14 protein-coding genes are annotated in these 15,431 nt (G+C 65.2%); 4 read left to right on the forward strand and 10 right to left on the reverse strand.

The window, feature by feature from the left end:
* Positions 1–9 precede the first annotated feature (9 nt).
* The 5 genes from ACZ48C_RS03180 to ACZ48C_RS03200 form a co-directional block, all read right to left on the reverse strand.
* Positions 10–1,224, reverse strand: coding sequence for a beta-ketoacyl-[acyl-carrier-protein] synthase family protein (locus tag ACZ48C_RS03180; RefSeq protein WP_464782157.1), 1,215 nt, complete (start codon positions 1,222–1,224; stop codon positions 10–12).
* Positions 1,202–2,041 (reverse strand): LPS export ABC transporter ATP-binding protein, encoded by an 840-nt coding sequence (lptB, locus tag ACZ48C_RS03185; RefSeq protein ID WP_464782158.1) that lies wholly within the window; start codon positions 2,039–2,041, stop codon positions 1,202–1,204. The genes ACZ48C_RS03180 and lptB overlap by 23 nt, the downstream gene beginning before the upstream one ends.
* Positions 2,042–2,115: 74 nt before the next feature.
* Entirely contained in the window at positions 2,116–2,814 is a 699-nt protein-coding gene (locus ACZ48C_RS03190; RefSeq protein WP_454634712.1) for a GntR family transcriptional regulator, read from the reverse strand.
* Positions 2,815–2,952: 138 nt separating this feature from the next.
* Positions 2,953–3,960, reverse strand: a complete 1,008-nt coding sequence (locus tag ACZ48C_RS03195; protein WP_464782159.1) for an Ldh family oxidoreductase — start codon at positions 3,958–3,960, stop codon at positions 2,953–2,955.
* A gap of 193 nt (positions 3,961–4,153) precedes the next feature.
* Positions 4,154–5,071 (reverse strand): LysR family transcriptional regulator, encoded by a 918-nt coding sequence (locus tag ACZ48C_RS03200; RefSeq protein WP_464782160.1) that lies wholly within the window; start codon positions 5,069–5,071, stop codon positions 4,154–4,156.
* Positions 5,072–5,203: 132 nt separating this feature from the next.
* Here ACZ48C_RS03200 and ACZ48C_RS03205 point away from each other — a divergent pair, with 132 nt between their 5' ends.
* Positions 5,204–5,845, forward strand: a complete 642-nt coding sequence (locus ACZ48C_RS03205; protein ID WP_245424880.1) for an SDR family oxidoreductase — start codon at positions 5,204–5,206, stop codon at positions 5,843–5,845.
* Between the two features lie 60 nt (positions 5,846–5,905).
* Positions 5,906–6,832, forward strand: a complete 927-nt coding sequence (locus ACZ48C_RS03210) for an alpha/beta hydrolase (RefSeq protein ID WP_454634718.1) — start codon at positions 5,906–5,908, stop codon at positions 6,830–6,832.
* Positions 6,833–6,882: 50 nt separating this feature from the next.
* Here ACZ48C_RS03210 and ACZ48C_RS03215 read toward each other — a convergent pair whose 3' ends face one another.
* Positions 6,883–7,779, reverse strand: coding sequence for a LysR family transcriptional regulator (locus tag ACZ48C_RS03215; protein ID WP_464782161.1), 897 nt, complete (start codon positions 7,777–7,779; stop codon positions 6,883–6,885).
* Between the two features lie 248 nt (positions 7,780–8,027).
* On the opposite strand from ACZ48C_RS03215, the gene ACZ48C_RS03220 reads away from it, so the two are divergent.
* Positions 8,028–9,224: an MFS transporter gene (locus ACZ48C_RS03220; RefSeq protein ID WP_464782767.1), complete on the forward strand. Its 1,197-nt coding sequence runs from the start codon at positions 8,028–8,030 to the stop codon at positions 9,222–9,224.
* 36 nt (positions 9,225–9,260) lie between these two features.
* Here the strand turns inward: ACZ48C_RS03220 and gcvA are convergent, their stop codons facing one another.
* A complete protein-coding gene (gcvA, locus tag ACZ48C_RS03225) occupies positions 9,261–10,169 on the reverse strand; it encodes a transcriptional regulator GcvA (protein WP_464782768.1) in 909 nt (302 codons plus the stop codon).
* A gap of 187 nt (positions 10,170–10,356) precedes the next feature.
* On the opposite strand from gcvA, the gene ACZ48C_RS03230 reads away from it, so the two are divergent.
* Positions 10,357–11,235 carry a DMT family transporter gene (locus tag ACZ48C_RS03230; protein ID WP_245424881.1) on the forward strand — a complete coding sequence of 293 codons (879 nt, stop codon included), beginning with the start codon at positions 10,357–10,359 and terminating at the stop codon, positions 11,233–11,235.
* A gap of 152 nt (positions 11,236–11,387) precedes the next feature.
* On the opposite strand, the gene phnX is transcribed toward ACZ48C_RS03230, so the two are convergent.
* Genes phnX through ACZ48C_RS03245 form a run of 3 tightly spaced genes read right to left on the reverse strand, consistent with a single transcriptional unit; the run spans position 11,388 to position 15,373 of the window.
* Positions 11,388–12,191: a phosphonoacetaldehyde hydrolase gene (phnX, locus tag ACZ48C_RS03235; RefSeq protein ID WP_415214363.1), complete on the reverse strand. Its 804-nt coding sequence runs from the start codon at positions 12,189–12,191 to the stop codon at positions 11,388–11,390.
* Positions 12,192–12,200: 9 nt separating this feature from the next.
* On the reverse strand, positions 12,201–13,331 hold the full coding sequence (locus tag ACZ48C_RS03240) for a TIGR03364 family FAD-dependent oxidoreductase (protein WP_464782162.1): 1,131 nt from the start codon (positions 13,329–13,331) through the stop codon (positions 12,201–12,203).
* A gap of 14 nt (positions 13,332–13,345) precedes the next feature.
* Positions 13,346–15,373, reverse strand: coding sequence for a putative 2-aminoethylphosphonate ABC transporter permease subunit (locus ACZ48C_RS03245; protein ID WP_464782163.1), 2,028 nt, complete (start codon positions 15,371–15,373; stop codon positions 13,346–13,348).
* Positions 15,374–15,431: the final 58 nt, after the last annotated feature.

Consider the following 15,431-nt stretch of genomic DNA (forward strand, 5'->3'; position numbering starts at 1 on the left):
CGCCCGCCGTCACGCATCCGGGCGGCCGAAGGCGAGGACGACATTGAGCCCCCCGAAAGCGAAGGAGTTGGACAGGGCGTAGCGTGTGTCTGCCGCCCTTGCGTGATGGGGGACCGGATCGAGGTCGATCTCCGGGTCGGCGCCCAGATAATTGAGCGTCGGCGGCAGCAGACCCCGGTCCAGCGCGGCAATGGTGACGATCGCCTCCAGCGCGCCCGACGCCCCGAGCGCGTGGCCGATCATCGACTTGGTGGAAGAGGTCGGCACGCGATTGCCGAAGATGCTGTTGATGGCCTGGGCTTCTGCACGGTCGTTGGCGACGGTGCCGGTGCCGTGCGCGTTGATATAGTCGATATCTTCCGCCGCAAGCTGGCTGTCGGTCAGGGCGGCCCGCATGGTGTCGGCCATTCCCGTGGAGTCGGGGGCGAGGAGGTGCCCGGCGTCGCACCCCATGCCGCCGCCCAGATAGCGACCGAGCACATCGGCGCCGCGCCTTGCCGCATGGGCTGCGGATTCCAGCACGAGGACGCCGGCTCCCTCGCCGAGGATAAGGCCCTGCCGACCCGTCGAGAACGGGCGGCACGTATCGGCCGAGACGGCGCGCAGGGCATTCCAGGCCCGCAGGCTACCCTCGTTGTGCGTCGAGTCCGTACCGCCGACGACCGCGACATCCACGAGCCCGCCGCGTATGAGGCTCGCACCGAGGAGGATTGCATGCGCGGCGGAAGCGCAGGCGCTGGTCACGCCGAAGACGGGGCCTCTCGCACCGATTTCGAAGGCGATGCGGCAGGCGGGTGCGTTGCCCATACCCTTGGGCACCGTCATTGGCTGCGGCGTCAGCCCGCCGACGAGGACGCGGCGAAATCCGTCCTCCAGCACGTCGATTCCGCCATTGGCCGAGCCGACGATGACGGCGACCCGTGATTTGTCGAGTGTGGCCATTGCCAGTCCCGAAGCCGCCCAGGCCTCGCGCGCGGCGACTGTGCCGAATTGCGCGAAGCGGTCGATCTGGCTCAGATCCCGCTCCGAGAAGTGCGCCAGCGGGTCGAAATCCCGGATGACCGCGGCGTTGGAAAAGCGCAGGCCCCAGTCGTTGGCCGATAGGGAGCCGATGGAGGATTGACCGGAAAAGACCGCCTCAAGAAACGGGCCGGCGGAGAGACCGAGGCTCGACAACACCCCGCTGCCGGTTACGACCACATCAGGCGCACGAAATGATTTCACAAGGCTCCTCCAGCGCTGCAGCGCCCGGCGAAACTGAAATCTTTTCCACCTGTTTGCAAGTGGGCATGGCGACCGGCGGGAACAAAGCCGATGCCTCTTCCCCATCCCCGAGAAACACCTGGCGGACAGCGCGATTGGCCGCCACCGAGTCCGAGGGGCCCTCGGCGATCATCGCGCCATGCGCGATGACGACGGCCCTGTCGGCGAGGGTCAGGGCGAGGCGTGCCTTATGGTCCGTCAAAAGTATGCCGATGCCGGAGGCCGCGAGCGTGCGGATCGTCGCGGTGACCCGCTCGACCACGATGGGGTCAAGCCCGGCGAATGGCTCGTCCAGCAGAAGGAAGCGGGGGCGCGTGCAGACCGCAAAGGCGATTTCAACCAGACGCCTTTGTCCCCCGGACAAGTGCGCCACCGGTTGCGACTGGATTTCCTTAAGGTGCAGGTTCGAAACGACACGATCCCGTATCTCTTCCACGTCCTTTCTTTGGGACGCCTGCGCCATTGCGGCGATTTCCAGGTTGTCCCTCACACTGAGACGCTCGAAAAGCTCCGGCGCCTGCGGGACATAGCCGAGCCCCAGGCGGGCGCGACTGTCGATGGTCCAGTTCGTCACGTCCTCTCCGGACAGCCCGATGCGCCCGCTGTCAGGCCTCATGACGCCTGTCAGGATTTTGAAGCAGGTCGACTTGCCGGCGCCGGCCGGCCCGAGTAGCGCGACGATGTCGCCCCGGCCGATCGAGAGACTGACGTCGTTCAGGACACAGCTGCCATCTATCGTTTTGCAAAGTCCCGCTGCAATCAGCTCGGATTCAGTCATGGCGATATTCATGTATCGGAAATGCCATGCTTGAAGGTTTCCTTTTACTTGGAGCCCGCTTACGACGATCTCCGTTACTCTGCCGCACGTGTCTCGGCGCCGGCGTCTCGGTCCTTCAGAAGGTCGAGCAGCACGAGGCGGATGTGATCGACGTGCTCGCGCATGAGCGCCGCACCTTGTTCGAACCTGCCTTCGCGGCAGAGCTTCAGGATCGACTTGTGCTCTTCGACCGCCCGGTTTCGATCCGGCGTGATATTCGTCAATTGGATGCGGGTATGCCGGTCGCATTCCGCAAGAAGATTTTGCACCGTCGCCAGGATACGGGGGCTGCGCGCGTGCCGGTAAAGCGTCATGTGAAAGTCGGTGTTCAGGTCGTTCCAGCTGTCGACATCGACCGCTTCCATCGCAGCCGTGTACCGTTCCAGGTTTTCGGCAAGATGCTGGAAGTCTTCGGCTGTGAGCTTCGGGGCGGAGCGGAGGAACAGGAACGGCTCCAGCAGCAGCCGCATGTTGAAGAGCTCTTCGATCTCGTCGACCGACAGTTCGACGACGACGGCTCCGCGGTGGGGCATCATCGTGAGGATGCCTTCCCGCTCGAGAACCAGCAGGGCTTCTCGAATCGGAATCCGGCTCATGCCGAACTCTTCCGCCAGTGCGTCCTGACGCAACCGCATTCCCGGTGGATAGGCGCCGCCGAGGATGCGTTCGCGGATGGCGGACGCAGCGGCCTCGGCCATGGTTTTGTGCATCAACCCTTTGCCGACCGTTGCCATGCCGTATCGCCCGTCTCTCATGAAATCGATTTGTTGATTTATATGATGCTGAAAGAGGCCTGTCCAATCCGGCAGGGATGGTGCGGGCAGTCGTGGGCGTGAGAACGAAGCTCGGGGAGCCAGCGGGCGCGCGCCCGTTCAGGCGTCGTGACCGAGCATCTCGATCTTTTGCAGGAGCGCCGAAGAAACCTCCACCCCGTCGGCCTCGCTTCTCTTCCTTGTTTCGTATCGCCGCTGCGACGGCAGCCGGACGCCCGGCTGAGACAAGGCTTCGGCGAAGAAGCCTTCCCCGGCCTCGCGGGCGTCAACGCCGAACACGCCCGGATCGATGACCACAAAAAGCTCGCCGCCCGGCGGAGGTCCTCCGTCCGAAATGTCAAGGCGGGCGACCTGGCCGCTTGTGCGTTCACCGATGAGCGGGCCGGCGATCAGCTCGACCATCATCGACAAGGCCGAACCCTTGTGACCGCCGAACGGCAAAAGCGCGCCGCCCAAGGCGCTTCCGGCATGCACGGTCGGGTTTCCTTCGCTGTCGATGGCCCATCCCTCGGGGAGCCGTTCGCCCGCCTGGTTCCGCAGCTCGACCTCACCGCGCGCGGCGGCGCTTGTCGCAAAATCGAAGATGAAGGCACCCCCTTCGGGTCGCGGCCAGCCGAAGGCCACGGGGTTCGTGCCCAGCAGTCGCCGCACGCCGCCGTGGGGCGCGACGGCGCATTGCCCGACGACATAGCACCATGCCACCAGATCGGCTGCAATCAGCGGTTCGAGGTCCGCCCACAGGGCGGAGAAGTGATGCGTGTTTCCGCATGCCAGCGCCGCGATACCGTTTTGCCGCGCGGCGGAGATGAGTGCGGTCCTTGCGGCTTCGAAGGCGGCCGGCGCGAAACCCCTGTCGCCGTCGACATATAGGACGCCGGGAGCCCGCATGTTCACTCGAGGTTCCGCGGCCCCGTTGGCTCGTCCCGACCGCACGGCCGCGACATAGCCCGGCACACGGTACAGTCCATGGGATTGGCAACCGTCCGCTTCCGCCCGGGTGACGACATCCGCAACGGCGCGCGCCTGCTTGTCCGAAAATCCGTTGCGAGTGAGCGCCAGCATCGTAATCGACCGGATTCGATCGAGCGAAAGGTTTATTGACGTCATTGCCAGTTCCTTGCCGGGGCGGCTTGCCAGTCTATTGTCGAGCTAGATTTGCATAAAATATACAAAATGAACAGGGCTCTTTACGTGGAATGCATGAGAGGCGCGCGAAACGCGCCGCCAGCCTCCGGAAGGGGCGGCCCCGACCTCTGCCGGTATCGGAATCGCCTGGGATGGCTGGAGGGAGCGGGAGCGGCTAAGGCTCGGAAAGAGCGTCCCTTTTCTCGACGAGGAAATCGACCAGCGCGCGAAGCTTCGCCGGCATCTGCTCGCGAGAGGGCAGATAGAGATCGAAGCCGTCGAAAGGCGGACACCAGGCATCGAGCACGCGCAGCAGCGCCCCGCCGGCTATATGCTCGCGCAGGGCGATTTCCATATGCATGACGAGCCCCGCGCTCTGCAGCGCCGCGCTTATCATCATCTCGTCGCTGTTGGTGACGAGGCTTCCACGCGGGGCGATCTCGAACTGTCGTCCGGTCGCCGGGTCCGTGAAATCCCAGCGATAGAGGCCGCCGCCTCTGCTGGGCCGAAAGCCCACGCAGTCGAACCGCTCAAGCTCGGACGGCACCTGCGGCGGGGGCTTTCCCGCGAAGAAGGCGGGGGAACCGACCACCGCCATCGCCATGGGCGGGCTGATCGGAATGGCGATCATGCTGTCGTTGACGCTCTCGCGCAGGCGAATGCCCGCGTCGCATCCCTCGCCGATGATGTCGCCGAGGCCGTCGTCGATGATGATTTCCAGATGGACGAGCGGATAACGCCGTCTGAATTCGCCGAGATGCGGCTCCAGGAAATAGCGGGCGGCAAAGCCCGAGGTATTGATGCGCAGTTCGCCCGTCGGGCGCCTCGCCGAGGCGCCGAGATTGCCCACCGCATCCGTGATCATCGCGAGGCCCGGATTCACCTCGGCCAGAAGCCTGCGGCCGTCCTCGGTGACGGACACCGACCGGGTCGAACGGTTCAGCAGACGGACATCGAGCCGTTTTTCCAGCGTGCGGATGATCTGCGAAAGCGCGGAAGGCGAAATGCGCATCTGGGCGGCCGCGCGAGTAAAGCTTCCCGCGCGGGCCACTTCCGCAAATGCCGCGAGCGCGGGAAGCAGATTACGGTCCATGGGCTCCTAATTGTGAAGGTAGGCTTCAAACTCATTGAAGAATGCCCGGATTTTTCGAAGCCGTCCAGGGGATTATCTTTGTCGACGGATGGTAAGCGGCAGGTGCCCGCTTCCCGGGAAATCTGCAAGGAGATGACCGTGACGAAGATATCGATCCTCGGTGCGAGCGGCCAGATCGCCCGCCATGTCGTGAACATGCTGGCGGGGCGGGAGGGCGTCGCGATGACCTTGTTCCTGCGCGATGCGAAGAGGCTCGGCCGGGACATTCCGGGCAATGCCCGCGTGATCGCGGCCGACGTGCTCGACGGTGCCATGCTGAAGGCGGCGGTGGCCGGGCAGGACATCGTCTATGCAAACCTTGCAGGCGATATCGATCTGCAGGCAGCTGCGATCATCGCCGCCATGAAGGAGACCGGTACGGAAAAGCTGGTCTTCTGCACGACGCTGGGAATCTACGACGAGGTGCCCGGCAAGTTCGGCGAGTGGAACAACCGCGAAATCGGCGATTATCTTCCGCCCTATCGCAAGGCCGCCGACCTGATCGAGGCCTCCGGGCTGGATTATGCGATCCTGCGTCCGGCATGGCTGACCGATGCGGAAGAGGTGGATTTCGAACTCACCGAACGCAACGAACCGTTCAAGGGAACGGAAGTGTCGCGCAGGAGCGTCGCGGCCGTGGTCGTCCAGCTTGCCGAGGCGTCCGGCCCTCTCGGCAATCGCAATATCGGCATCAACAAGCCCGGAACGGATGGCGGCAAGCCCGCCTTCATGTGACCTCGCCCGAAGCGATCCGGCCACCAGTCAATCGGAATTGACGAAAGAGGAGACTGCATCATGGAAACCGTGAAAATCCGCAACCGCGACATGTCCTGGGACATCGCCGCCGATATCCATTTTCCGCCGGACTTCGACAGGTCGAAGACCTATCCGGCCATCATCAGCGCCCATCCGATCGGGAGCTGCAAGGACCAGACCTCGGGCAATGTCTATGGCGTTGCACTGGCGAGGGAAGGCTTCGTCGTCATCGCCTTCGATGCCAGCTTCCAGGGGGCGAGCGGGGGAGAGCCACGCTTCATCGAAGACCCGACCCTGCGCGTCGAGGATTTTCGCCACGTCACCGACTATCTGGTGACGCTGCCCTATGTCGATGAGAACCGCATCGGCGTGCTCGGTATCTGCGGCGGTGGCGGTTATTCGATCAATGCCGCGATGACCGAACGGCGCATCAAGGCCGTCGGCACCGTCACAGGCGCAAACTACGGCCGGCTGATGCGTGAAGGCTTCACCGGCTACGATCCGATTGGTGCGCTGGAAGCGATGGCCAGGCAGCGCACGGCCGAGGCCCGCGGCGCGGAGTTCAAGGTCGACGACCTGTTGCCGCCGTCGCCGGCAGAGGCCCGACGCCTCGGCGTCACGGATCGGGATCCCCTGGAGGCGACCGAATACTATCGCACGCCGCGCGGCCGGCAGCCGAACGGCCTCAATCGCTCGATGCCCTCGCATCAGGCCGCGGCCGTTGGCTGGGATGCCTTCCACCTGGCCGAAGTCCTCCTGACCCAGCCGCTCTGCGTCGTTGTCGGCGATCAGGTCGGCGCCTTTGGCGCCTATCGCGACGGCTGCGAGATCATCGGCCGTGCCGCCTCGAAGAAGAAGGAACTGGTCGTGATCGAGGGCTGGTCGCATTACGACCTCTATGACAAGCCCGAGCCGGTCGGGCAGGCGCTCGCAAAACTGATCCCCTTCTACAGGGAAAACCTCTGATCGGGATCGCCTGGGTCTGCGGCCTTATTCTTATCGCAGGCTCGACAGGCTCAGGCCCCCCTCTCGCGAAGAGCGTCCGCGATAACCGAGAACGCCGGCAGGTTTTGCCGGCGGCTCGGATAATAGAGGTAGTAGCCTTGAAATTTCGGCGTCCAGTCCTCGAGGACGAGTGTCAGGCGTCCTTCCCTGACATGCTCCTCGACATAGCTCTCGGGCACAAAGGCAATGCCGTATCCCTGCAATGCGGCATTCACCATCTCGTTGTCGGTGTTGAAGGTGAACCGGCCCTCCACCCGCACCCGCACCTCTTCCTCGTTCTTCTCGAATTCCCAGGCGTAGAGGCCCCCCACGCGGTCCAGCCGCCGATTGATGCAATCGTGGCGCATCAGTTCCTGCGGCGTGGTCGGTACGGGATGCGCCGTGAAATAGCCCGGCGAGCCGACGGCGACCAGCCGCCAGTCTGGCCCGATCCGGACGGCGATCATGTCCTTCTCGAGGCTCTCGCCAAGGCGCACGCCCGCGTCGAAACCGTCCTGGACGATATCGCGGAACGAGTTGTCGACGCTGAGCTCCAGCTTGATGTCGGGATATTCCCCGAGGATCGGCGCGAGCTTGGGCCAGACCACACTCTCCATTGCGTGGTTCGACAAGGTGATCTTGACCGTGCCCGCAGGCTTGTCACGGTAGGCCATCAGGGCTTCGATGTCGGCCTCGATCTCCGAGATGCGCGGTCCGAGCGATTGCTTGAGACGCTCCCCGGCCTCGGTGGTCGACACGCTGCGCGTCGTCCGCGTCAGCAGCCGCAGCCCCATCCGGGCTTCCAGTTCCTTGACCGCGTAGCTCAGGGTGGATTGCGCAACGCCGAGCTTGGCGGCCGCCCTGGTGAAGCTTCGCTCCTCGGCGACCGCGAGGAAAAGCAGCAGTTCGTTGAAATTTCCGCGGGCCATGCTGGATTCTCTGGTTGACGGGCTTTCTCCATTAATAGCCGAACTCGATAAGTCCATGCAAATTGCGGCAGCTAATCCGCATTATCGAAGGGTGCTACTTGTCTCTCGACGAAGCGAGGCAGGCGCTGCGCCCCGATAGGGGCCGGCCATCGTCGGACATGGCGTCCCGGCGCACGGGGATGCCCCAACGGCAACACGCACCCCTCGCCGGATTCCATGAACAGCCCCTTTTGAAGCGAAACATCGATATGGACACCGCATACGACATGAAAATCGAAATCCGGACGACGCCGTGGAGCGCCGTCATCTGCATGATGCTGACCTCCTTCACGCTCGTCGCCTCCGAGTTCATGCCTGTCAGCCTTCTCACGCCGATCGCGGATGAACTCGCGATCACCGCCGGCCAGGCGGGGCAGGCGATATCGATTTCCGGCTTCTTCGCGGTCTTCACGGCTCTGTTCAGCAACGTCGTGCTCGGCCGTTTCGACCGTCGTCTGGTCGTCCTCGGCTACACCATCGTGCTCGTCGCCTCCGGTCTGATCGTGACGCTCGCGCCGAACTATCTCGTGTTCATGATCGGCCGCGCGCTCATCGGCATATCGATCGGCGGCTACTGGTCGCTGTCGACGGCGATCATCGCCCGCATCGCCTCCACGTCCGACGTGCCGAAGGCGCTTGCCATGCTTCAGGGCGGCAGTGCACTCGCGGCCGTGATCGCGGCCCCGCTCGGCAGCTTCCTCGGCGGCCTGATAGGCTGGCGCGGCGCGTTCTTCATCGTGGTGCCGATCGGCGCCGCCGCCTTCCTCTGGCAGCTTGCCGTCCTTCCCCGGATGCCGGGCGCCCGGCATGGATCGCTCGGCCGGACGTTCGCCCTCATGGCGAACCGCACCTTCGCACTCGGCATGACCGCGATGATCCTGTTCTTCATGGGGCAGTTCGCACTATCGACCTATCTGCGGCCGTTTCTCGAAGACATCACGCTCCTCGACGTCAACGCGCTCTCGCTCGTCCTCCTCGGGGTCGGTCTTGCGGGTCTCGGCGGCACCTGGTTGATTCCCGGCATTCTGCGCTCCCATATGGGGCACGTCCTGATCGGCTTTCCCGCGTTTCTGGTGATTGTCGCGCTCGCCCTCGTCGGCCTCGGTTCGTTCGCCTTCGCGACGGCGGGCCTGCTGCTTCTCTGGGGATTGTTCACGACTCCTGTTCCGGCGGCATGGACGACATGGATGACCAGGACGATTCCCGATCGTCTTGAGGAAGGCGGAGCGTGGTTCGTCGCACTCATCCAGTTCGCCATCACGTCGGGCGCATTTGCCGGCGGCCTGTTGTTCGATCACGTCGGCTGGTGGAGCCCCTTTGTCCTGACCGCCGTGACGATGGCAGCTTCCGCCCTTGTCGCGTTGGCGGTTGCGCGCCCGTGGGCGCGTCGCGCGATGTTCGCCTAGGAGCGGCATGGAGGCTCTACGCTGAAAGCGGGCGTGTCACGGCTGCGTGCTTCGCGTGAACTCCCGCACTTCCCGCAGGATCCAGTCCCGGAAAATGCGGACCTTCGGGTGGTCCTGATTGCCGATCCTGTAGATCAGGTCGTAGCCCCATTCGACTTCAAGCGTCGCCTGCGGGAAGAGCGATATCAGGCGGCCGGCGGCAAGGTCCTCCGCGACGAGGACGCTCCGGCCGAGCGCGACACCCGCCCCGCGCACGGCAGCGTCGATGGACATGCTGCCGTGGCTGTATCCGGGGCCGCGCCTGCCCGGATAGGGCAGCGCCATCATCGCGAACCACCGTTCCCATGTCGTGTTCATCCCGATCTCGTGGATGAGCTGGCATTTCGCCAGATCGTCCATCGCATGGAACCCGCCCATCCTGTCGCGATAGTCAGGGGAGCAGACCGGCGAGACCGTTTCGTTCATGATGCGCTCGGATGCCGCGAAGGCATACTCGCCGTCGCCATAGCGCAGCGCCACGTCGACATGGCCTGCCGCGAAATCCACCGGTGCGTCGGTTACTTCCAGATGGATATCGAGATCGGGAGAGGTCGCCATCAGCCGATGAAGGCGCTGCGTTAGCCACTTGCTGGCAAAGGAGACGCTGCAATTCACGACCAGGCGGGACGTGTCGTTCTTCCGGCGCAGTTCCTCCGCCTCACGCGCCAGTTCCGACAGGAGCCGCGTCACCGTGCTGAAGAAAGCCTGCCCCGCATCGGTCAGCTCGATCCTGCGGGTGAGGCGGCGAAAGAGCGGCACGCCCAGATGATCCTCCAGCGCCTTGATCTGGCGGCTCACGGCGCCGTGGGTCAGGTGGAGCTCCTGCGCCGCGAGCGTCATGCTCAGGCGCCGCCCCGTCGCCTCGAAGGCCCGGAGTGTCTGAAGCGGGGGAAGCTGGTCGGTCATGGTCATATGCGTGATCTGGCATCACGCGTCCTGTGAGAACAAATGGTTTGTCGGGCGGGTAAATCCCGGCCTACACATGACACAGTCGCAAGCGAGTGCCAATCCGCAAGGCCCCCTGGAAGTGTCTCAGAATTCCCCTGACGTAACCGTCGCGCCGCAATCGCTCACCTCGATAGGTTCCCTCTCGATGAAGAGCTTCGGAGCCATGTTCCTGCTGGCGCTGATGTGGGGACTTTCGATCCCGATCACCAAGCTTGGCCTCGGCAGCATCCCGCCCATGACCCTGACGGCGCTCCGCTTCATGGTCGCCGTGCCGCTGATGATGTTCCTGGCTCGGCGGGAACTGCGGGTTCCCGCAAAGGCGGTTCTTCCCATCATCGGCCTCGGCGTCATGGGCATCACGCTCGGCAACGTCGCGCAGTCCTTCGGCGTGCAGGGCACGTCGGCCTCCGTTGCGACCATCCTTTCGGCAACCATCCCGCTGTTCATCGTCATCCTGGCCGCCATCCGCTTCAGGCAGTCGGTGACGCCGCTGCAATGGAGCGGCCTCCTTGCCGCTTTCCTTGGAATCGCCCTCGTCGCCGTCGGCAGTGGACCGGGCGTCGACGACATGTCGAGAACGACGGTCTCCGGGGTGGCCCTGATGCTGATCTCGTCCGCCGGCATCGCGGCCTATTACATCTGGAGCGCCGAACTGGCGGAGAAGTACGGCCTGCTGCCCGTCGCGGCATGGAACATGCTCGTCGGGCTCCTGACGGTCCTGCCGCTCGCGGGCTGGGAAATGTCCCGCCAGCCTGTCGGCATCACCGCACAGGCTCTGGCAGCCATCGTCTATCTCGGCGTCGTGGTCACCGTGATCGGGCTGATCCTGTGGCTCTATCTTCTGAAGGCTGTTCCCGCCCGCATCGCTGCGAGCGTGCAATATCTGCAACCCGTATTCGGTATTGGCGCCAGTGCGTTTCTGTTCGGCGACAGGCTCGGCCTGCTGTTCGCCGCGGGTGTGGCGCTTGTTCTCGGCGGCCTCGCACTCGCGGCTTGGGGTAAGCGTGCCAGCGCCCACACATGAAGTTTCATTTCCCCCGCTCGGCTTTTACTCCCCGAGCGACTTGGCCCGCCCCGGTGGCGGGCCTTTTTTCATGAGCCGGCGAAAGTGGCCGGAGCATGGTGCCGCTCCTGCGGGCGCCATCCGGTGGCCATTCGCCGGACGCCGCGCGGGTGTCAGGGCCTTTCGCCCCTTGCCATGCGCGCCTCGATCTCCTCGATGATCGGCGGCAGGTCGGCGACCGTGTCGATGATGTAGTGGGGGCGGTGGCGGCCGAGGGCGGCGCTTGCCTTTTCGCGCAGCGCCTTGCGCTCCGCTTCCGGCAGGGCGGCGAGTTCGTCCGCGGTGACGCCGGCCTCGTTGCCGGAGAGCGCGAGGCCCACCGTCCAGGTGCCGGCTTCCCGGCCCTCGTCGATGCCGACGCCGGTATCGTCCACCTTCACGACGGCAGAGGCCGGCCAGACGTCGAGGTCGAGGAAGCACCTGTACATGTTCATCGGCGTCGGACGGCCGTGCGGCAGGTCGCCGGCGCAGACGAGGTTGTCGGGGGCGTAGCCCTGCTTTTCGGCAAGCGGCAGCACGCGGGCCATGATCGAGCGCGTATAGCCGGTGGTGGAGCCGATCTTCAGGCCCCGCCCGCGCAGCGCCGCGACGGTCTCGACCGTGCCGGGCACGAGGTCGCAATAGTCGCTGACGACCTCCTCGTTGAGCGGCACGAAGACGTCGTAGACGGCCTGGATATCCTCGGTCGCCGGTGCGCGGCCGTGCTTTTCCGCCCAGGCGGCGCGGATGCGCGGCTGGGCGAGCATGGCCTCGATATGGTCCCATTTCGGCCGGCCCATCGGCTCGCGGGCCTCCGCGATGGAAACTTCGACGCCGAAGCGGCGGAAGGCCTCGACGAAAACGCCCATCGGCGCGAAGGACCCGAAGTCGATGACCGTGCCGGCCCAATCGAAGACGACAGCCTTGAGATGGCTCATGATGTTCTCCTAAGCATAGATATCGGAAATGACCTCCTCGCCGAGCGCGAAGCCCGTCGAGGCGCCGGTGCCGCCCGTGACCATGACGAGGCGGATATTGTCGGCGGGCCGGTCGACGAGGACGGTGCGGTCGCTGGCCGAGGCATAGGTGCCGACCCAGCGCGCCGTGACGCGCCGGCCCGGCATGTCGAAGATCTCGTCGAAGCCCTTGAGGATCAGGTCGTCGATGCGCTCCTCGGCAAAGGGCTGAGGGGCGTTGCCGTAGACATGGCTGTCGCCGACGACCAGCGAGCCGTCCGAGGACTGCACGGCGATGACATGGATGCCGGCGGCGCGCATCTCGGCGCAGTCGGCATCGAGCCGGGCGGCGAGCGCGCGGCCTTCCGGCAGGTCGGCGAAGCCCTCGTAGCGGCCGAAGCTGAGGTCCGACATGACGGCCGCGCCGAAGCGCACGGGCGCCGCAGGGGCGATGCGCAGCATCTGCAGCGTGCAGACCTTCAGGCCGTAGGGCGCGATGCGCCCGGGAAAGAGCGTCGAGAAATCGTCGCCCGGGCAGACGGCGACCGCCCCGGCATTCAGCATGCCGCGGCTCGTCTCGATGCGCTCGCCGTCGATGCCGGTGACGGCAGTGCTCCAGTGGAAGGAGACGCCGTGCTTCTCTTCCAGCCAGGCGGCGAGCTTCGGGATGGCGTCCTTCGATTCCACCCGCAATTCGTGCGGGCTGTAGAGGGCGCTGCGCATCCCGTTTTCGCGAAGCGCCGGCACGTAGTCCAGCGCTTTGCCCGGTGTGATGCTGTGGCAATCGGCGCCCATCGGGGTTTCGAGGAAGGCGTCGAGCACGTCCGCGGCCTCCCTGCGATAGGCCGGCATGACGAGGCCGCGATGCACCACCTCGATGCCGGCCTGCCCGACGATCTCCGCCCAGACGTCGCGGGCGCGGAGGGCCCTTGCCCAATGCTCGCCGGCCTTCTGGCCGGAAACGGTGACGAAGCCGAAATTGCGGATGGAGGCGCCGACGGCCCTGGCGTTGCGCTCGACGACGGCGACCCTCTTGCCCTTGCGGGCGGCGGCGAGTGCCGTGCCGAGGCCGACGATTCCGGCGCCGACGACGACGAGATCGAATCCCTGATTGCTGCGCATGGTGGTTTCCCGGTTCAGCGCGTGCGCCAGGTCTGGAGGCGGCGCACCACGGCATCCGCGCCCCAGCCGTGCAGCACCCGGACGACGACATTGGTGTAGAAGATCATCATGCCCATGGCGGCGGCCGGCGCGATGTCGCCGGCATCGTCCATGTTGAGCACGGCGATGGAGGAGAGGGTGGTGGTGGAGGAATAGATGAAGACCACCGCCGAGACCGTCGTCATGGCATTGACGAAGAGGTAGATCCACACCTCCGCCATGGCGGGGAAGCAGACCGGTATGCTGACGCGGCCGAGCGTGCGCCAGAAGGGCTGCTTCAGCGACATGGAGACCGCCTCGAACTCGCCGTCGAGCTGCTTCAGCGCCGTCGCCGCCGTCAGGTGCGGCACGGTGTAGAGATGGCTGATCGTGCAGACGACGAGGATCGCCATCGTGCCGTAGATGAAGTTCAGCGGATTGGAAGGGTTGTTGAAGAAGAAGATATAGGCAAGGCCGAGCACCATGCCGGGCACCGCCATGGGGATCATGGCGAGCATCTGCATGATGAGGCGCGGCGTCTCGAAATTGCGTGTCTTCTCGACCAGATAGGCGCCGAGGAAGACGATGCCCGCGCCGATGGTCGCGACCAGCACGGCGAGCTGCAGTGAATTGGCATAGGAGCGCCAGCCGCCGCCGTCCATGCGGTTGAAGTCGTAGTGCTGCAGGCCGGGCGTCAGGTCGTAGGGCCAGAACCTGGCGAGCGCGGCGAGCTGGCACATGCCGATGATCGAAAGCAGGAACAGCGAGACAACCGCGCAGAAGGCGAAGAAGACGCGGTCGCGGCGCTTGTCCTCCTTCGGCGTATAGGGCATGGCGCGCGCCGTCATCTGCGCCACCTGGCGGCGGCTGACCATGCGGTCGACCACGAAGGCGACGATGGCGGGCAGCAGCAGGACGAGCGAGACGACCGCGCCCATCTGGAAGTTCTGCTGGCCGATCACCTGCTTGTAGATGTCGAGCGCCAGCATCGGGAAATCGCCGCCGATCACCTTCGGCACGCCGAAATCGGTGACGACGAGCGTGAAGACCACGAAGAAGGCGGAGATCAGGCCGTAGCGCGCGCCGGGGAGGGTCACGGTGCGGAAGATGCGGAAGGGCGAGGCGCGCAGCACCTCGGCCGCCTCGTAGAGCCGCTGGTCGCTGGCCGAGAGCGCCACGGTCATGATGACGAGCGCATGCGGCAGGGTGAAGAAGACCGAGGCGAGCACGATGCCGAGCGGCCCGTAGATCGGCACGCCGAGGAGGATCGGCGTCAGCACGCCCTGCTTGCCGAAGAGATAGACGAGGCCGATGGCCGGCAGCAGCGAGGGCACGAGCACCGGAATGGAGGCGATGAGCCGGAAGACGCCCTTGCCGCGCATATGGGTGCGCATCAGCCCGTAGGCGAAGGCGAAGGAAAGCGGCGTGACGATGCCGGCGACGAGCATGGCGACGATCAGCGAGTTGAAGATCGACTGGCGAAGGCTCGCCGTGCGGAAGTAGAAGGCGAAATTGTCGAGCCCGTAGGCCATGGCCGGCTTCATCTGCACGGCGCCGAAGTCGGCCTTCGCCACCTCCACGGTCTTGCCGAGCGTCGGCTTGCCGCCGATGACGATGAGGCCCCCGGCGGGCGAGGTGTCGCTGAGGCGCACGGCCTCGATGTCGCGGCGCTCGCGCTTGGGAATGATGGCGGCGGGCTCGATGCGGCTGCGCTCGCTCGGCATAAGGTCGGGGTTCTGCACGAAGCCGGATTTCAGCGCCCAGTCGGCCAGCGTGCCCTGCGGCGTCCAGGCGCCGTCCTTGCGGAACTCGACGCTCACCTGCTGCAGCGGGAAGTGGAAGGTCTGCAGGGCCTTCATGCCGACCAGCGACAGCGGCAGCACCAGCGCGACGACGAGATAGAGCATGACGAGGCCGAGGAGGCCCCGCTGGATCAGCTCGTCGCCGGCGAGCTTCGGCCGGATGCGGGTGCGGCGATAGGCGGGGGGAATGACGATGCCGCGGGCGGCTGCGATATCCGGCATGGGTTTCTCTCTGTTCTGGCGCAGTTCCGGACGGAAAACCGCTTCGCACTTTTCCTGG

The organism is Shinella sp. 1A1 (assembly GCF_055379515.1).